The following is a 17,593-nucleotide window of genomic DNA, read 5'->3' as shown; positions in this document are numbered from 1 at the left end:
CGCTCAGTTGGCGCAGATGGTGGCCGCTGAGATCAACCGAGGGGGCGGCGGCCAGGTACACATCAGCGGTACCGGTAACTTCATCCAGCTTGGCGATGCCGGCCTCGACGCGCCCAGTTCCGCGGTCGCCCGCCGCAAGCTCGTCGAGACAGTAAACGCCGCCCGGATGGCGGCGGGCAAACCCACCCTGGCCGAGCTCGCCGCCAAGGTCGATTGCAGCCCCGCCCTGCTGTCGCGGCTTTTCAACGGCCACCACGTACCCAACAAGAACGTCCTGCTCCGTCTGGCCGAGGCGCTCGCGGTGGATCCTTCCATCGTCATGGGCAAGTGGGTGCCGCTGTGGGAAGTGGCCGGGCGTAAGGAGCCCCGCCGGACCGGCAAATCCACGCCGGCCACCGACATCACCGGGCAGGGGTCCTACACACCCGCCGGCTTCGAGTGCCCGGAGTGCGGGGCGTGGGTGGTAAACCCCGCGCGCCACATCACCTGGCACGTACAAGAGGCGACGGACGACACCACCACCCGCCGGGAACGCACCAACGACGGTGAGCGCGGGAGCGCTCAGGTCGTTCCACTGCGCAAAGTCACCTGATACATGTGGCAGGGCGACGTCGAGGGCATGGTCACCGCAATCGGGCCGCCATTGCCCTCGGCGTCGCGCACGTGGTAGACGACCTACGGGGGTGCCCGGCCAAGACCCTGTGGTTGACGCCCGCGAGACCATCCGCACCAGCCCTAATCGCTTACGCATCAAATTGACCTTATGGTGCGCCGTGAAAGCCGCGACCCGGACGCATCTCCGGTTCGATGGCCGCGCCGGCGGGCGGGCGCGGTCGTGCTCGATCGCTCACGTCATGCTGACCGGGTGACCACCAACGGCGAGCCCGACGGGCAGCGTGCCCGATTGGACTGGCACGGGCGGGTGTCCGGGGTGTTCTCGGCGCTGCCAGCGGCATGGGCATCAACGTCCTGAGCAACGACGTCGGCTACCGGGGCGTGGCCGCCGCCACCGCCGCCGGCGCGGTCCTGTCCGCCGTCGCCTCACTGCAGGGGCGGGGGACCTGGCCAGGGCGGCCGCCGTCTACGAGGAACTCCATCCTGCTCATCCTCACCGCCATGCGGTTCACCGCTGGCGAGCCCCAGTGACCGGGCGTGCGGGATAGGGGAGGCAACGCGAAAGGGCCCCGCGGACGTCCACGGGGCCCTTCGACGGAAGCGAGACGCCTACCCTGCGCCGCGGTCGCGGAGGCCCGAACGACTGGTGATCGCTTGGTAGCGGGTCCGCAGTTGCTTCCGTTGACCTCCGCCGGATCCTCCTGACAACCGCGCCCACCTACCTTGTGGAAACGATGCAGGCCGTCCCCCGGCTTCGATCTGGACAGACAGTACCATCGACCCTGCCGCTTATCCAACCCGCACCGACCCTCGTTCAGGCCTCTCACCCTACCGCTTTCCCCCCGCTCATACGCTTACAGCGGAATTAGTCTCTCTAGCAGTATGCCGGGTGTACCCTTACGTTTAGACCAGAGAGGACTATATTCCTTAACAAGGTAGAGAGCGTCGGTGGTGAAAACTTGAACCTGAACGAGCTGAAGTTCCGGCGAGACTCCCTTCAGCTGGAGACCGCGCACGAGGCGGCCCGCCACGCTGGCGCCGCCGGGGCCGCCGTGCGGTGGCGGTTCATCGCTCGGGCCGATGCTGCGGAGCAGCCCCCGCCGATGGCGCGCATCCTGCGCGGTGGCGGCGGCCGGGGGGGAGCCACCCGGTTGAAACTCTTCCTGTCGTTGCTCTGGTTAGCCCGCGGCCGCCCCGATCCGGTGTTCGGCTACCCCGCGCAGCAGTTGGCATCGCTACTCGGACTGCCGAGCCCGTCCGGTGCCGGCGCTCGACGCATCCACGAGGCGCTTAAGTGGCTGCATGGCCAAGGCTTCGTCGCGTTAGAGCACCGGCCGGGTGAGGCCGCCCGGATCCACATGCTCGATGACGCGGGATCGGGCGCGGCGTACCAGGCACCGGGGCCGCTCGTGGCCAGGAAACGCAAGCACTCGACAGAGCGGGAAAAGCACTTCTACGTACAGCTCAAGCGCGAGCTCTGGACCGAAGGCTGGATCAGCCACCTCTCCGGCGCGGCGGTCGCCATGTACCTCGCCGCCCTACACGAGGAACGCGGCAGGACGGGCGACGCCGTTTGGATCTCCCCCCGCATCGGGCGGGAACGCTACGACCTGAGCGACGAAACCCGCGGCAAGGGCCTCGCGGAGCTGGTCAACCTCGGCCTGCTCAACCTAGAAAAACGCCCCGTGCCCCAGGCCTCATTCGACGAGCGGTACCGAGCCCGCAACGTGTACCGGGTCGTCCCCAACGGCCTCGCCAAGGTCCACGGCGAGAGCAGGGACGACCTGACCTCCCGAGACTCGCTGGATCCCTTCGCGATGGAAGAGGACTTCAGCTCCTACTTCGCTGACCATGCATGATGTACACGACGTGGCCATCACCCACCGATCGGCGGCAACGAGCTGCCATATGGCTGCCACCTGAGCGACCCGGACGGGGCGGTGCGCGACGGATGCAGGGCAGTGGAGGGTGAGACATGCCGGGTGCCCGGCCGGCCGCAGCACAGCCGGCCGGGACCTCGGTGACCGTTCAGGCCGCTCGGTGGCGCCGGTAGAGGAAGGCGAGGCTGGCGGCCTCGGATTCCAGCCAGCTGGCGTATCCCGAGGAGGGCCGCACCCGGGTGTACTCCCGGCGACGGCGGACGTCCAGGACCATCGGCCGGGCCCTGGGGTGGGTCTGGTCGAGGGTCTGGCTCATGAGCCACAGCGTGATCTCGGCGGCCTGCGTGGTGAGCGGGTCGCTGTAGAGGTGCAGCTTCAGCGCGTCGGTGGTCCCGTCCGGGTGTATGAGGACGAGGTCCGGTGTGACGCGGACGGTCAGGTCGGTGGTGTGCCATCGGGCGGTGCCCGGGGAGACGAGAGCGGTGTCCGCGCGCGGCTCGATAAACGACAGCCACCCGCGGGCGATGTCGATGTAGTGGCCCCGGACCTGTGGCCGGCAGTTCTGGACGGCGCTGTTCATCGCCGCCTCGTCCTTGCCGGTGCGTCGGCCGGCCTGGACCGCCAACCGAATCTTGCGGTAGGGGTCCTTCGCCGGCGAGTACGAGTCGTCGAAGCTACGGACGAGCGCGAAGCGCTGCGTCCCCGGGCTCAGGACGTACTTGACGAACCGAGCCATGGCGATGTCGAAATTCGACGTCGGGTGGGTCAACCTGGCGATCTCCTCTGGCCCTGATCGGAACGCAGAACCCGACGCTGCGGTTACCGCTGACTGGAACTTCACAACCTGAAACGGTCGCCAAGCCCACTACTAGCGGTTAGGGTCGATAACTGCGACGTGATCGAGCCCCAACGTCTGGTCTGCCTCCCGCGCGGTACCTCCACGTTGGGGCCGACAATCCAGACTATGGATCCGGTCTCCGGTATTCCCGGCATCGAACGGCATGGTCGTCTATAAGACCAGCTCAGCCGCATGCAGACGCCCCAGTCAAGCGTCACGTCTGCGGATCTTGAGGTCGTCGGGGACGCACCTTAAGCAGCGGATTGGACAGGCGGGACCGCCACGCGCGGGTTCGGCACCGCTTGGAGCAGTACGTCTTCTCCGGCCGACACTCGTCGAAGTCCCAATTCGTCCCGCAGACCCCACACGTGATCAGAAACGGCTCCCGCGCCCTTGCTGCCGGGTCGGGCCGCTTGGCCTCGCGAGCCGCCGCGCTCCGGCACGCACGGGAGCAGAACTGGGCATCGCTCCTCTTGAGCAGCGGCATGCGGCCAAAGCATCGCTTGCACAACGCAACCGGCACATCGCCGACCGTAGTTGGTTTGGTTGGCCGTTGCGACCCCCAATCAGGGGATGCCATTTGAGGAAATGAGGTGTTGTCGAGTGACGCTCGCCCGTGGATGATTCGTCGCCTAGCGACGCGCGGTAGGGAGTTTGCCGGGCGAGCGCGGTCGACGTGGTTCATCCCTGTGGCACGTGCCGCGGCCGCTAGCGGCGCGGTGGCGTCACTGACATCGGCCCGGCTCTGCGCGGACGTCTGTCGCCGACACCGTGCTGTCGCCCGTGGTGGTACGGGCCCGATCTTCGTCGCGCTGAACCTCACTCCGGCGGCGCGGTGCGCTTGTTGACTAGCGGGTGCCCCGGATGATCGCGACTCCTCCTCGTTCCGTTCTTCCTCAGCCCCGGAGTCGTCGGCGCCTTGGGCAAGCCGGGCGTTGTCGGCGAGGTCGGTGTGCAGCTGCTCGTCGATTGCCGCCAGCTGGGGCCGGGCCGCCGTCGGCCAAGGGGTGCTCCAGTCGATGTAGCAGGCGTTGACAGGCATCGTGGTGGCTGGCGAGCTCCTGTGACCAGGGGTCTGTGGTCAGGGTTGTAGTGCAGCTGCTCGCAGCTGCCGCAGCTGGGTGCCGGTGAGGTTCAGAATCACGGCGTTGACGCGGCCGCCGAACTCAATCGGCTGCCCCGGCAGGAACCACTCCGAGCAACGTATGCTTTTGTATACTTTCCCCATGTCGGTAGACCCGTACCGGTTTTCGTACACCAGCTATGAGGCGCTCGACCGCGTCGGCGTCGGCTGGCAGGCGGCCCTACACGTGCTCACCGCCGCCCGGCCCCGGATCGTGCGCCACATCGGCGCGGTGATGCACGTCGTCGGCGCGGTGCAGGACGGGCGGTTGCTGGCGGTGGCGCTCATCGAGGAGACCGACGACGAGTACGTGGTGGTCGGGGCGCGGTGGCTCGACGAGGACGAGGCGCAGCCGCTGCGCAAGTTGATGGAGAGGGGCGGGCGATGAGCCGAGCAGATGACCTCAGGGCGGCGCAGGAGTCACTGGAAAGCCGGGACTGGTCCGACGCGGTGGTCGACGACACGCCGCCGACGACGAAGGTGAGCATGTCCGCCCGGTACCCGAGCGACATCGCCCGCCGGGTGATGGAGGACGCGGAGGATCGCGGCGTGAAGCCGGGGGCGATCCTGCGGGAGATCGTGGAGGCGCACTACGCCACGCTCGACGCCGCCGGCGACGAGCCGATCACCGTGCGGCCCGCCGACGTCGTCCGCGCGCTGGCCCAGGTTGCCCGCCGGGAGCGTCCCGCCGCCGCGTAGGGCGATGTCAGACGCCGACCTCAACGGTAACGCTGGTCAACTGGTCGTCGGTACGAGCGGCCCCGCCACCCTGCGGGACCAGCTCTGACCAGCGTTGCCGTTGGTTTTTCGCCGGCCGCTACTGGGAGGCCTACTCGCGTCGTTGCAGGATGCGGGCAAGCCAGGGCAGCTCGGGTAGGTAAACGGTGACGCGTTGCTGGGTCCAGGGGCGGCGGAGCGCGAAGAGGCTGAGTGCGATCCACCAGAGGACGGCGATGCCGGCGGTGGTGGTGCGGGCGGGGCCGGTGGTGGTGGCCCAGACCATCGCGGCGGTGGCGGCGCCGAACAGGACCCAGCCGAGGCGGGCGGCCACGGCCCGCCAGAAGGTGGCGAGCAGGAACAGGGAGACGCCGGCGGCGCACCAGGTCCACCACAGCGTCTCGGCGTCAACGGGCAGGCCGGCCGAGTGGGCGGTGAGGTAGTCCCGGACCGGGTCGAGGACGATCCGGGTGAGGTTCCAATCCCGCAGCCAGTCGACGCCGCCGTCGACCGTGTCGACGAGGAGACGGCCGGCCCAGCGCAGCAGCGGGAGGACGAGCCCGAACAGCAGGAGTGCGACGAGTAGCACCCCTGCGACGCCAACGGCCGGGATGAGCCAGCCGGGTGGCCAGTCGTCGCTGTTGCGGCTGCGGTGGAGACGGCGCCACAGGTCACCGGCCCATTCGTTGAGCATCGCTGGCCAGCTGGCGTCGGTGTCCTCGATCGGCGCCGGCCGCGCCGGCGTGGTGGTGTCGGTGCTCATTCGTCGTCCCCGTCTTCGTCCTGGTCGACGTCGTCGACGGCGATGATGACCGGCTCTCCGCGGCGGGCGGCTTCCAGCTGAGCGCGGGTGAGCACGGTGCGGTCGGGCAGTTTGCGGGACAGCAGGGCCTCCAGGCCCTCGGGTGCGCCGTTGATGTCGGCGGGGGCTTGGGCGTTGATGTCGTCGAGCAGCGCGTCGACGAGCAGCGCCAGCGAGCCGGGGCCGGATCCGCCGTAGCCCCAGTTGATGCCGTAGTAGGAGTCGCGGGGCGCGGGGTAGACCTTCCCGTCGGCGGTGCGGATCCAGACCGGTCCGTCGAGGATCAGCTCGGCCAGCGGGGCGGTCGCGGGCAGGCGTTGGGGCATGGCGGCGGTGTAGTCGCCGCCGTTGCGCCAGACCGGGGCGTCGGTGTCGGGGTCGACCAAAGCGTCACCCGGTTCCCCGGCCGGGGCGAGTAGCTCGAACGCGGCAGTGCGTTGGGTGGGGATCAGCCGCTGCGTCCAGTTGTACGCCCAGGTGCTCTCGATTTCCTCGATGTGATGTGGGCTGCTGTAGGGCAAATCGGCGCCGGCGTCCCAGCGGGTGACCTCGCGGACGCAGCGGCGGGCGAGGTCGTCGGCGCGGGCGAGCAGGTCGAGCCAGCCGGCGCGGCGCTGGGTGGGTTTGATGTCGTCAGCGTCGGGCATCGGCAGGGGCCGGGCCGCGATGTGCAACACCCCGTCGGGCAGGTGGGCCTTCTTCACTATCTCGATGTCCTGCTCGGCGGAGCCGGCGGCTTGGGCGTGTGCGAGACGTGCGAGGTTGACCAGCACCCGGGCTGCCGGGTGGGTTTCCGGGTAGGTCGAGGCCATCATGAGCAGCGCGCCGGTGTCCAGCGCGGGAACGGCCATCGCGGTGACGGCGTCCGTCGACGGCTTCCAGTCCAGCAGCAGCTGCTTGTCCCGCAGGTTGAACGGCCACCACGGCACCGGCTGGCCCAGCACCCCGGACAGGTCGAGCCAGGTCGGTTGGTAGGTGCGTTCCGGCAGGCCAGGCAGCAGGCCCTTGAGTTCCGGGCCGTGCCGCAGGGAGAACCCGCCGGACACCACGATGACCGCGCCGTCACCGCGCGGGGCGAGCTGCTCGGCCCACTCCCGGTGCGGTTGTCGCCGGCCGGTGGCCAGCGGCCACACCAGGTGGACCGGACCCTGCCGGGTCTGCCAGCGCAACGCGACCGCTCCAGGCAGCTCCACGGTGGTGTCGAAGGTTGTGTTGTACGACGTCGGCGGCCAGGCCGTGACCGGCACCCGCCCGGACCACCGGGTGCCGCGCTGGCTCAGCGCCCACTCGTAGGCGTCGTCCTCGGACCACCACAGGCGGCCATCGTCGACACCAGTCGCGGTCAGCTTCCCAGTCTTGACCCACCACCACACGGTCAGCCGGGGCACGCCCAGCAGCTGCCCCACCGCGCCCATCCCGAGCCGCCGCTGGCGGCCTTCCGGTTCTTCCACGTCCGCGATCCTCCGCCACGACGAGATTGCCCTGTGTAACCGTGGCGCCTAGCGTGCCAGACCGGCCCGACACCCGGGTAGGCCTACCGGCTTGGCGAGTCGAGCCCCGCTTCCACGGCTTTCACTGCAGAGGCATTCCCGGCTGCGTCGCTCCCGGGCCGCGAAGCAGCCACAGCATCTCGGGTCGAGACGGGAAACGCCCGAGCGGCGATCGTTGCTTGATCAACTCGGGCCAGGATTCCCGCCCGGTCCGCTGGCTGCTCCCCACCGAACACCCGCATGGTGTCCTTCGGGTCGCGGTAGGCCGCAAGCTGGTTGCCGGCAAGCGTGACCTGCTTGATTGTCTCCAGCGAAGTGCCCTCGCCGTCGATCCGCTCCGCAGCCACCTTTCGCTCAGTCCAGTAGGCGACCGCCGCCGCGCGGAGATGCTCGCCCTTGACACCGCCCGCGTGCCGAATCCCCGCCTGCTCGGTGGCTGCCAAAACCACAGGGCCGGGCGTCTCCGGGCGAGCCTGTTCCTGAGCGTTGCCCTGGCTGCGATCCATCCGCACCGTGCCGAGGTCGACTCGCCCGTCGAGCTGGTCCTGCACCACCCGGCACGCGAACGCCCCTGGGGTTCGGGCCCGGTCCACGAAGCCGGGCACACCGCGCAGCAACTGCTGCACATCGTGACCAGCTTGCTGCGCCTGATCCAGCGTGTACGCCAGAGCACCCCACGCCTCGCACCCGAGCACCCTGTTGGCCCGCTGTCCAGCCGGCCATGCCTTGCGGATCTCGGCGGCCATCCGCTCATGTCTGTCGCGCACCGCCTCGGCGGACATCGCCGGCCGGCTCGACCGGTCCGTAGCCTCGCGCACCGCCCGATCAACGGCGTCGGAAAGCACCTCGATACCGTCCGGCTCCCGCGCCGGCTCCCGCTTCTCGGACGGCTCGCCAGACCTCTTGGCGAGCTGGTCGACCACCACCTGCCGAGCCTGCTGCGCCCGGGGGTCAACGTGCTGCCACGCCGACGCGGCACGCCACACCCGGGCGATGTCCTCCGTCCCCGCAGTGCGCCACCACCCCGGCCGCGTCGCCGGCCGCCACACCGCCGCGTCGGCCTGCTGTGCCGCGCGAGCCTGCGCGCGGATCTGCCGGGCCTGTTCCTCGCTGGCCCGCGCGGCGCGTTGCAGCTGCGCGATCCGGGCGTCGATAAGAACCTGGGCCAGTTGGCCGGCGGCCTGGATCGCGGCGGTCATCGCCGCGGTCGCCCGCTGGTGGATCTCGGCCATCTCGTTGTCGGCCACTACCGTCCCCCGTCTGTCATCGCTGCGTCTGCTGATCCACCGCTGGGTCGACGCGGGCCCGTGCCCGCATCGCATCCGGCTCCTCGCGCCCGACGCGCGGGGCTGGAACGTCTCGGTCGACGTGCACCGCGCCCTGCGCGAGCAGCGGCATCAGGTGCGCCGCTGCCCTGGCCGCCGCGCCTGCCGCGTGTGCCTGCTGCTCGGCCGCACGCAGCTCGGCCAACGCCACCACCAGCCGGGCCGCCTGCACCACCACGGCGACCAGTACCGCCGCCTCACCGCCGTCACGGGCGGGCCCGGTGACCATCAGCGCGTTGGCGACCCGGCCCAGCTCGGCAGCGATCGTCGACGCCACCGGTGCCGGCGCGCGACGCGGTGGCGCCGCCGCGCGGGCCAGTGCGTCAGCCGCCCGCGTCACCGGGCCCCGCCCCGACGGCTCGGTCACGGCCGCGACCCGCGCCAGCAACTCGGCGCTGGCCCGAGCTGCCGCCGGCCACTGTGGCGAGCCCGGCGCGACACCGGCCAGCCGCCCGCTGATCGCCTCCAGGGCGGCGGCCGACGACCGCCACACCGCCATCCGGTCCACACCGAGCAGGGTGGTCGATTCTGCGGAATCCGCCGCCTTCCACTGCGCTGCCAGCGGTGGCGGCGCGTCGGGCCACCGCTTCCGGATCTGGGGCAGGCTCAGGTCACCGTCCAGGCTGCGACCGGCATACCAGCGCGGCTCACTGGCACCGGCTGGCCGTAGCGCCACGGCGTACCCGACCACCTGGTCCCGGTCCGTCGCCGCGGTGCGCGCAGCGACCAGCAGACCCGCGCCCCGCATCCGCGCGACCCACTCGGCCTCGCTGGTGGCACCGGCGAGCGCGGCCCGGACCTGACGGCGCAGCAGCTCCCGGTCCGGCGCCTGGTCGACGCGCCGGGCCCGCTCCACCTCGGGCCGAGTCAGCTCCGGACGCCGGGTCGCCCCCGCCCGACCGGGTGTCCACTTGCCCAGCCCGAACTCGTCCTCGATGAGGTCGGCGACCTGCTGACTGCGCCGCTTGTCCTGCCGCAGCCACACCGGAGCCCCGTCCTCGGTGGCGAGGGTGACGACCAGGTGCACGTGGTCGTTGCCGCGCGCTGACAGTCCGTGCCGCACTGCGATCCACCTACACCCGGCCCGATCAGGGCTGCCGGTGAAGCCCATCTCGGCCACGAACCGGCCCGCGATGCGGCCCCACGTCGCGTCGTCGAGCTGCCCCTCCTGGGCCGGGAGGCTTAACGAGCACTGCCACACGTATTGCTTCACCCCGCGCTCGCCGGCGGCGATCTGCGGCGCGTCCAACCGCGCCGCCAACTCGTCCAGGGACCACCGCTCGCCGTCACGGTCGTGCCGGCCGGGAGTCAGCAGCGACGCGTCGTCGTACCCGGCGACCAGGTGCGGGTTGATGTGTTCCTCGGCCTTTCCCGGGCCCCACAGATACTCCAGCAAGCCCCGGACCCGGGTGCCGTAGGTGACCTTCGGGATCATCAGCGTCGACCGGTCTGGGCGGCGGCGATCGCCGTTACGAGCTCGTCGACGTGGGCCGCGACCCGCGCCAGGTACGCCGTCGCTGCGGCCAGGTCCCCGGCCGGCTCCCCGGTCGAATGCAGCCGCGCCACCGCCTGGTTGAGGTTGGTCGCCGCGCCCCGCACCTGCCGGTGCACACCCATCAACTCGACCAGCAACGGGCCTACCTCCCCGCCCTCACCCGGCCCGGCCGGGGCGGGCACGAGCGGCGCCGAACCGGCCTCAGCCAGATACGCCGAGGTGGCCATCCGGGCCGCCGCCGCATTCGCCTCGACCGCCGCCAGCTCCGTCTCGGACAGCCGCACAGTCACCCGGTGCACGCGCGGATCATCGTCAGTGTGGGCACGCCTGCGGCGCTGACTGGCACCGAAACGGACCACACCGACCTGCGGCGAATCAGCCACGTCGACCACCCTCCCGGCGCGCCGACGCCGCCCTAATCTGCCCGGCCGCCACGCGGCCCGTCTGACCAAAAGTCTGACTTTTACTCCAACTTGCTCCGACGGCGCCCGGGGTTGGTGCCGGCGGCGCGGACCCGGCAGCGCGGCCTTCTAGCCGGACCACCACGGACCCAACCTTTTGCGGCGGGTGGCGGTCCGGGGGTCCGGGGGCTGGCCCCCGGAACCACCTGGCTCCGGCGACACAAGGGCCGCCCAACGTCAAGGGCGGAGAAGCGGTACCGCATGTATCGATCTTGACCGCTAAGCTCGGCGTCCACAGCCACCACTGAGTCATCCGGGGGAGGACATCATGGCCGAACAGAGTGCCAAGGCCGTTCGCAGCGAGACCGAAAGGGCGGCGCTGCAACTGCTGCGCGAGCGCGCCAACCTGGTCGGTGAGGCAGCCACAGCGCGGCATGAGCGTGACCAACTCGCCGGGGCTCTGCACGAGGCCAGCACCCGGTACGCCGAGCGGTATGCGGCGGCTGTGCAGGGCGGCTGGACTGAGGACGAGCTGGCCAGGCTCGGCCTGGACGCACCAGAGCCCGGCCCGGGCCGACGTCGTCGCGCGCCGCGACCCGCGACGCCCTCCACGCCCGGTGAGCAGGTAGCGGCACACGACGAGGCCGGCCAGCCGTAGCCAGGGCATCGGTGCTGGCACGACGGCCTCCCGCGCTGCGGTGGGGAAGGCCGCCGTGTGTGTCCGGCTCACGTGCCCGGCCCCAACGGGGCGCCCTGAGCGCGCATGAACGGCACCGGGTCGACGGCGTTGTCGCGGTTGGCGTGGAACGGTCCGGCCGGAACGTCACGGTGCACCTCGAAGTGCAGGTGCGGTCCGGAGCTGCCGCCGCTGGTGCCGACGAAGCCGATGACCGTGCCGGCAGCGACCTGCTGACCGATGGACACCTCGGGTCGCTGGATCAGGTGGCAGTAGCGGGTGACGATGTTGCCCGGATGCCGGATGTCGACGTACCAGCCGCATCCGCGCTGACTGGTGTTGCCGTCGTGGTCGCACGTGGTGTACCAGTCGCACTTGACCTGCTCCACCACGCCGACCGCAGCCGCGCGGATCGCATCGCCCCGCACGTCGGCCTTCGACATGTCCACGCCCGCGTGGAAGCTCCCGCCCCGAGGACCGAAGGCGCTGCCGACGGGCGCCCGGATCGGCTGCACCCAACCGCCCGGACCGACGGGCACCGGGCCGAGATCATCGGCACCGCACGGAGCCGTCGGCGCGCCCCCGCCGATGTCGTCGATGTTCGGCAGGCCGAGCACGAGCGCGGCGAGCCGCTCAGCGTCGTCCTCCCACTTCTGGTAGGCCTCCGGCAGACCGGAACGCTGCACCGCCTGCGCCGCGTCGGTCAGCCGCATCCGCTGCCAGCCGTCGACCCGCAGCAACGCCTCGTAGAACTTCCCCGCCGCGTAGCTGGGCGTCATCCGCTCACGCACGCTGCCCCATCCGGGCCGCTGCTGGAACAACCCCACCGAGTCGTGGTCCCGGCCCACGCCCTCGTGCGGCAGGGTCAGCGACTCGGGCACGTTGGCGTTGGCCAGGTTCCGCAACGTGGACTCCTGCATCGCGGTCGCCAGCGCAACGACGTAACCCCGCGGTGGCACATGACGCTGCCGCCCGACGGCGACGATCGCGGCGGCGTTCGTCGTCTCGGCACTGCCCCACGAGCCGACCCCGGGCACCGGTGAGCCAGGCACCGACGGAAGTTCACATGCTTCCGCCTCGGCGCGAGCCAGCCCGAACATCATCAACGGCAACCCGACCATGCCGCCGCACAACAACACGACGACCGCCAGCACCATCACGCCGGCTGTGAGCGCACGACGATTCACTGATTGACCGTCCGACGGAAGTCGTTGTCGGTGACCACCCATCGGCCGTCCACCCCGGCGAGCCAGACCGTCAGCGTGCCGGTGTCGGTGGGCACCTCAAACACCGCCTTGCCGCCCCGGGGCACCTGCTTGGCCACCGGGCGTCCCGTCACCCGAGTGGCCGGAACCCGCGATGGATCCACGGTACGCAGCGACCGCGTGAACCCCTCGTCGCTCGTCGCCGCCACCCCCCGCAACCACGCCGACGCCGGCAGGTCGGGGCGCGCCCAAGCCGTCGCAAACGCCGCCGCCACCCGGACCGCCTGAGCCGGCGGGGGCGGCGCGACGGCCTTCGCACCGTGATCGTGATCGTCTCGACCCGGCGGCTCCGCGCTCGGCGTGGTGAATGCGTCACCTACGACCGCCGGCGGGTACACCGGGCTGGCGTCCTGCCCGACCGGCGTATCCCGATCTGCCGTGGGCGCACACCCCGCCAGCACCGTCGCGGCAACGACCACGCCAAGCCCAACACGATCCCACCCCCCGACACAGAGAGATAGACAGGCTCTGCGTGCCATTCGACGCCCCCCCGTGGTGCCTTCCGCGTCCTATTGCGGCAGAGCAATCACCATAGATCCATTTGGAAACGCGGTGCTACTGTCTGGTCCTCGTCGGTGACCTTGAAACATGGGGGAGGCATCGGATGACGAGTAGTAGCGACGCGTGCAGGTGCAAGCGTCAATGAGGTCAGCCGCTGCGGCTAGGACGCGGACACGTCCAGGGCCCGCTCCCGAGCTGCCCTTCGCCGCGATTCCATCGGATCTCCCGGCCTGGCCCCCCGTCTGGTGGGTCGGCTGTCACGGCGGCGCCGGCACCAGCACCCTGGCGCAACTCGTCGGCTTTGGACTGGACTTCGACAGCCGCAAATGGCCAGCGGTGTCGCCGGCGATGCCGCCGACCCACGTCGTCCTGGTATGCCGCGCGTCTGCTTCCGGCACCTGGGCCGCGACCGGCGCGGTCGAGCAGTGGCGCCGCCGCTCGGGCATGTCCGCCCGGACCCGGGTGCTCGGAGTGGTCGCCGTCGCCGCGTCCCCGCGCCGCCCCCCACGCATCGCCACCGAACGGCTGCACCTGCTGCGCGGATGGGTGCCGGCGATCTGGCGTGTCGGCTGGATCGACGCGCTGCTCGCCGCCGACGACCCGCGTGACATCGGCGCCTCACCCGACATCGAAACGCTACGCACCGCGATCTGGCAAAAGCTGCACACACCCGGAGAAGGCACATGATGACCCTGATCGACTACCTGAATCAGCTCCAGGCCGCAGCTCCCACTCCGGTGCCGAACCCGGGCAGCGGGGAAGCCCCACCCGGCGTTGGTGTCAAGATCCTCACGGTCCTCAGATGGGTGGCCTACCTGGCTACCACCGCCTGCGTGGGCGGTGTGCTCTACACGGCGGCGAAGATGGCCATTTCGCACCGCCGCGGCGACGACACGAACGTCTCCCAGCTCGGCTGGGTCTTCGCCGCCTGCGTGCTCATCGGCAGCGCGTCCTCGCTGGTTTCCGCGCTGATCTAGGAGAACCCCATGTCGCGCTCATCCGCGCCCCAGGACTTCGCCGACCGACCGCCATGGACTCGGCCAGGCTTCATCGCCGCTGCGGCGCTGATGCTGATCGTCGTCATCACGGGAATCATCGTCGCGGTATCTCCGCCCGGCAGCGACGACGACACCGACACCACCGGTGCGCCGCCGGCCGGCACGACGCCGGCGGAGCGCAGCCCGGAGCAGTCACTGCCCACGGCGGTGCCGACCACCGCACCAACCGGGGTGCGGTGGGAACTGGTCGGATCGCTCCCTGTACCAGTCAGCAGCACCGCAGGCCCGAAGCAGGTCACCGGCGGGACGGCCGCCGGTTATGCACACACTCCCGAAGGTGCGCTGATCGCGGCCGCACAGCTGAGCACCCGCGCTGGGTTTTCCTCCGGCCGCGAGTCATGGGAGCCGACGATCTCGCAGCAGTTCGAGCCCGGCCCGGACCGCGACCGGCTCCTGGATGTGCTGCGAAATGCAGGCTACACGCAGGCAGAACCCGGATCGCTCAGCCAGATCGCCGGCTTCAGCTACCAGTCCTACACACCGGACACTGCCGTCATCGGGCTGACCTTCCGCGCACCGTCCGTCGGCACCCCGCGTTACCACGTGCTGTCACTGACATTGCATTGGCGTGACGGGGACTGGCGGATGGTCGCCCCGCCCGGCGGGATGTGGACCTCACTGAACCGCATAACCACCGACCTGGTTGGTGTCGTTGAGTGGGGCCCGCGCTAGTGCCCCAGTGCATCCCGATCGCTGACCCGACGTGCATTCCCGGTCAGATCGCGGAGGGGACTGCCAGCCGGTTTCTTGAGGAGCTCGCCGAGCAGTCGTCCGAGGCGGCGGCAGAGGTAATCAGGGCCCTGGTCACCGGGTGGCTGACCGTCCCCACCCCTGGGGTGTCCGAGGAGTCGGGGGTGGTGCAGCATCTTCGTGCGTACACCTGGTGGGCGGTCCTCGCGGTCGCCGTCGGCTCAGTGCTGGTCGCGGCGATCAAACTGGCGCTGGAACGCAACGGCCGCGAGGCGGGCACGCTCGGCAAGAACCTGCTGCTGCTGATGCTGCTCGCCGGCGCCGGGGTGCCAGCCGTGAGTTCGCTGCTGTATATCGGCGACCATTACGCCGACTGGATCCTCACCGGCTCCGCGAACGGCAACCTCGGCAAGCGGTTCATGCAGTTCGCGCCAGCCGCCCAAATCAACGCCCTGACCGCACTGATGACCATCGGCATCGCCCTCATGATCGTCCTAGCGGCGTTGACGCAGCTCCTCATACTGCTGGCCAGCAATGTCGGGCTGCTAGCGCTGTCCGGGTTGCTACCACTAGCCGGCGCGGTAGGCGGACAGTGGCGCAACCGCTACCTCGCCTGGCTGCTCGCGCTGGTGCTGTACAAGCCAGCGGCGGCCACGATCTACGCCACGGTGTTCTGGCTCATCGGCGAAGGCAAGAGCCTCACCGACGTCCTGACCGGTCTGGTCGGGTTCTGCATGGCCATCGTCGCGCTGCCCGCCCTGATGCGGCTCATCGCCCCCGCGGTGGCGACGCTGTCCAGCGGCGGTGCGGGGGGAGTGGCGATGGCTACTGGGTCCGCCCTCGGACAGGTCGCCTCCGGTGCGGTGCGACTGGCCGGCTCGGGTGGCGGCAGCGGAGGCGGAAACGGTAAGCAATCCGGTGGTGGTCAGGGGCGCCCGGTCGGGGCAAACCCCAGCGATCCTCCGTACCCGCGGCCGTCCGGCGGCGGAGCAGGTTCCGGGTCGGCCGCCTCCGGCAGCACCGGCGGCGCCGGGTCGCAAGCAGCGGGAGCGGGTGCCGGAACGGCGGGAGCGGGCGCCGCCGGAGGCGGGGCTGGCGCCGGCGCGGGGGCGGCGGGAGCAGGCGCTGCTGCTGCCGGGCCCATCGGCATCGCCGCCGTGGCCGCAGAGAAGGTGGCCAAGGCCGGGCCTGCGGCGGTGCGCAAGGTCGGCGGGACAGCGTCCGGAGCGGTCGAAGGTGAGAGCGGATGAGCACCGGGGTGCGGGAGCAGACGGTGGAACAGCAGCGCACCTACGGCAACTGGCGGTTGGGGCGAGGAGCCGGGCTGTTCGGGCTCGGACCGGTCGGCACGATCGCGGCGTTCCTGGTGATGGTGTCAGCCGCCGCGCTGCTGCCGGTATCCACGGCGGCGGCACTGGTCACCGCCGTGACCGGTCTGCTGGTCCTCGCGCCGCTGGCGATCCGCGTCAACGGGCGTACCGGATTCCAGGTCATCACCGCCCGGGTGGCGTGGTGGCTGGCTCGCTCGCGTCGTCACCACGTCTACGTCTCCGGGGTCGCGTCCCGGGTCGCCGCCGCCCACCAACTGCCCGGGGTGCTGGCCCGCTCCGAGGTGTACGAGGTGGAGACCGGCCGTTCCGGGGTCGTCGCGGTCGTCGTGGTGCCGCAGAGCCGGCACTACACCGTCACCTTGCGGTGCGCCCCCGAGGGAATGGACCTGGTTGACCAGGCTGTCATCGATGCCCGCGTCGGGCACCTGGCGTCGTGGCTGTCGGCGCTGTCCCGCGAGCCGCATCTGGTCCAGGCTCAGGTCACCGTCGAAACGACCCCGGACCCGGGTACCCGACTGGCCGCCGAGGTGGCCAGCACCGCCCGGCCCGACGCGCCCGCGCTGGCCCTGCAGGTGCTCGACGACGTCGTCCAGTCCTACCCGGCCGGGTCGGCGACCGTGGATACCCGGGTGTCGCTGACCTACACCGCGCCACCCGGCCGGTCGATGTCCCACGAGGATGTGTGCCGTGAGGTCGCCGCCCGGCTGCCGCACCTGCATGCCGGGCTGACCGGCGCGACCGGCGCGGGCATCGTGCCGATGTCCGCCCGCAGCCTTGCCGGGGTGGTCCGCGCCGCGTACGACCCCGCCGCCGCCCTGGACCTGGCCCGAGGCCCGCACCTCACCCCCGACTGGCCGCAAGCCGGGCCCGTGGCCACCCGGGAGAGCTGGGATTCCTACCGGCACGATTCCGGAATCTCCCGCACCTGGTGCATGGCCGAGGCCCCGCGCGGCGTGGTGTACTCCCGGCTGTTCTCCCGGCTGACCGACCCGGACCCGCAGTTGCTGCGTAAGCGCGTCACCATGCTCTACCGGCCGTACTCCCCGGGCGAGGCGGCTCGGCTGGTCGAGGCCGACAAGCGCGACGCCCGGTTCCTGGCCAGCAAGAAGCACCGGCCCAGCGCCCGCGACCTCACCGACCTGGCCGCCGCCGACCAAGCCGCCGAGGAGGAAGCCACCGGCGCCGGGGTCACGCGCTTCACCGTGCTGGTCACCGCCACCGTCGCCGACGACACCCAGCTCGACGAGGCCAGCGGCATCATCCGGGCCCGCGCCGGCGAGGCTCGCCTGGTGCTACGCCCGATGTACGGCTGCCAAGCCGCCGGGTTCGCCGCCGGCCTGCCCGCCGGCGTGGTCCTGCCCACTCACGCCACCATCCCCTTCTGAG

Annotated in this window: 19 protein-coding genes; 11 read left to right on the top strand and 8 right to left on the bottom strand. The window is 70.9% G+C overall.

Translation table 11 applies throughout. The features are described from left to right. Nucleotides 1-16 precede the first annotated feature (16 nt). From ACLQ2V_RS26950 to ACLQ2V_RS26940, 3 genes are all read left to right on the top strand, one after another. Nucleotides 17-592 (top strand): helix-turn-helix domain-containing protein, encoded by a 576-nt coding sequence (locus ACLQ2V_RS26950; RefSeq protein ID WP_425721398.1) that lies wholly within the window; start codon nt 17-19, stop codon nt 590-592. A 362-nt stretch (nt 593-954) separates the two neighbouring features. After that, nucleotides 955-1,146, top strand: a complete 192-nt coding sequence (locus ACLQ2V_RS26945; protein WP_425721387.1) for a hypothetical protein — start codon at nt 955-957, stop codon at nt 1,144-1,146. A gap of 428 nt (nt 1,147-1,574) precedes the next feature. After that, on the top strand, nt 1,575-2,474 hold the full coding sequence (locus tag ACLQ2V_RS26940) for a hypothetical protein (RefSeq protein ID WP_425721386.1): 900 nt from the start codon (nt 1,575-1,577) through the stop codon (nt 2,472-2,474). 169 nt (nt 2,475-2,643) lie between these two features. Here ACLQ2V_RS26940 and ACLQ2V_RS26935 read toward each other — a convergent pair whose 3' ends face one another. Next, nucleotides 2,644-3,264: a hypothetical protein gene (locus tag ACLQ2V_RS26935; protein WP_425721385.1), complete on the bottom strand. Its 621-nt coding sequence runs from the start codon at nt 3,262-3,264 to the stop codon at nt 2,644-2,646. A 1,295-nt stretch (nt 3,265-4,559) separates the two neighbouring features. Between ACLQ2V_RS26935 and ACLQ2V_RS26930 the strand changes: the two genes are divergently transcribed. Together ACLQ2V_RS26930 and ACLQ2V_RS26925 are read left to right on the top strand one after the other, a co-directional pair. Next, nucleotides 4,560-4,844 (top strand): hypothetical protein, encoded by a 285-nt coding sequence (locus tag ACLQ2V_RS26930; protein WP_425721384.1) that lies wholly within the window; start codon nt 4,560-4,562, stop codon nt 4,842-4,844. Continuing rightward, the gene (locus tag ACLQ2V_RS26925) at nt 4,841-5,155 is read left to right on the top strand and encodes a hypothetical protein (protein ID WP_425721383.1); all 315 of its coding nucleotides are present in this window, start codon (nt 4,841-4,843) and stop codon (nt 5,153-5,155) included. Before ACLQ2V_RS26930 ends, ACLQ2V_RS26925 begins: the two co-directional genes overlap by 4 nt. Nucleotides 5,156-5,285: 130 nt before the next feature. Here ACLQ2V_RS26925 and ACLQ2V_RS26920 read toward each other — a convergent pair whose 3' ends face one another. The 5 genes from ACLQ2V_RS26920 to mobC all read right to left on the bottom strand — a co-directional run bounded on the left by ACLQ2V_RS26920 (nt 5,286) and on the right by mobC (nt 10,584). After that, on the bottom strand, nt 5,286-5,936 hold the full coding sequence (locus ACLQ2V_RS26920; protein ID WP_425721382.1) for a hypothetical protein: 651 nt from the start codon (nt 5,934-5,936) through the stop codon (nt 5,286-5,288). Next, nucleotides 5,933-7,426, bottom strand: a complete 1,494-nt coding sequence (locus ACLQ2V_RS26915; RefSeq protein WP_425721381.1) for a hypothetical protein — start codon at nt 7,424-7,426, stop codon at nt 5,933-5,935. The genes ACLQ2V_RS26920 and ACLQ2V_RS26915 overlap by 4 nt, the downstream gene beginning before the upstream one ends. Nucleotides 7,427-7,509: 83 nt before the next feature. Further along, complete coding sequence (locus ACLQ2V_RS26910) at nt 7,510-8,712, bottom strand: hypothetical protein (protein ID WP_425721380.1); 1,203 nt, start codon at nt 8,710-8,712, stop codon at nt 7,510-7,512. 16 nt (nt 8,713-8,728) lie between these two features. Beyond that, nucleotides 8,729-10,225 (bottom strand): relaxase/mobilization nuclease domain-containing protein, encoded by a 1,497-nt coding sequence (locus tag ACLQ2V_RS26905; protein WP_425721379.1) that lies wholly within the window; start codon nt 10,223-10,225, stop codon nt 8,729-8,731. After that, on the bottom strand, nt 10,225-10,584 hold the full coding sequence (gene mobC, locus ACLQ2V_RS26900; RefSeq protein ID WP_425721378.1) for a plasmid mobilization relaxosome protein MobC: 360 nt from the start codon (nt 10,582-10,584) through the stop codon (nt 10,225-10,227). The genes ACLQ2V_RS26905 and mobC overlap by 1 nt, the downstream gene beginning before the upstream one ends. Before the next feature lie 430 nt (nt 10,585-11,014). Here mobC and ACLQ2V_RS26895 point away from each other — a divergent pair, with 430 nt between their 5' ends. Further along, nucleotides 11,015-11,344 carry a hypothetical protein gene (locus ACLQ2V_RS26895; protein WP_425721377.1) on the top strand — a complete coding sequence of 110 codons (330 nt, stop codon included), beginning with the start codon at nt 11,015-11,017 and terminating at the stop codon, nt 11,342-11,344. A 68-nt stretch (nt 11,345-11,412) separates the two neighbouring features. On the opposite strand, the gene ACLQ2V_RS26890 is transcribed toward ACLQ2V_RS26895, so the two are convergent. Further along, nucleotides 11,413-12,519, bottom strand: coding sequence for a M23 family metallopeptidase (locus ACLQ2V_RS26890; RefSeq protein WP_425721397.1), 1,107 nt, complete (start codon nt 12,517-12,519; stop codon nt 11,413-11,415). 26 nt (nt 12,520-12,545) lie between these two features. Then, entirely contained in the window at nt 12,546-13,046 is a 501-nt protein-coding gene (locus tag ACLQ2V_RS26885) for a hypothetical protein (RefSeq protein WP_425721376.1), read from the bottom strand. 430 nt (nt 13,047-13,476) lie between these two features. Here ACLQ2V_RS26885 and ACLQ2V_RS26880 point away from each other — a divergent pair, with 430 nt between their 5' ends. From ACLQ2V_RS26880 to ACLQ2V_RS26860, 5 genes are all read left to right on the top strand, one after another. Continuing rightward, entirely contained in the window at nt 13,477-13,815 is a 339-nt protein-coding gene (locus ACLQ2V_RS26880) for a hypothetical protein (RefSeq protein ID WP_425721375.1), read from the top strand. Further along, complete coding sequence (locus ACLQ2V_RS26875; protein ID WP_425721374.1) at nt 13,815-14,105, top strand: hypothetical protein; 291 nt, start codon at nt 13,815-13,817, stop codon at nt 14,103-14,105. The genes ACLQ2V_RS26880 and ACLQ2V_RS26875 overlap by 1 nt, the downstream gene beginning before the upstream one ends. 9 nt (nt 14,106-14,114) lie before the next feature. After that, complete coding sequence (locus ACLQ2V_RS26870) at nt 14,115-14,858, top strand: hypothetical protein (protein WP_425721373.1); 744 nt, start codon at nt 14,115-14,117, stop codon at nt 14,856-14,858. A 182-nt stretch (nt 14,859-15,040) separates the two neighbouring features. Beyond that, nucleotides 15,041-16,126: a hypothetical protein gene (locus ACLQ2V_RS26865; RefSeq protein WP_425721372.1), complete on the top strand. Its 1,086-nt coding sequence runs from the start codon at nt 15,041-15,043 to the stop codon at nt 16,124-16,126. Further along, nucleotides 16,123-17,592 (top strand): SCO6880 family protein, encoded by a 1,470-nt coding sequence (locus tag ACLQ2V_RS26860; protein WP_425721371.1) that lies wholly within the window; start codon nt 16,123-16,125, stop codon nt 17,590-17,592. The genes ACLQ2V_RS26865 and ACLQ2V_RS26860 overlap by 4 nt, the downstream gene beginning before the upstream one ends. The last annotated feature ends 1 nt before the right edge of the window (nt 17,593 follow it).

This window comes from Micromonospora sp. DT233 (assembly GCF_049841815.1).
Classification (GTDB): Bacteria; Actinomycetota; Actinomycetes; order Mycobacteriales; family Micromonosporaceae; genus Micromonospora.
The sequence above is the reverse complement of the archived record's forward strand: the minus strand, read 5'-3'. Positions and strand labels throughout refer to the sequence as shown.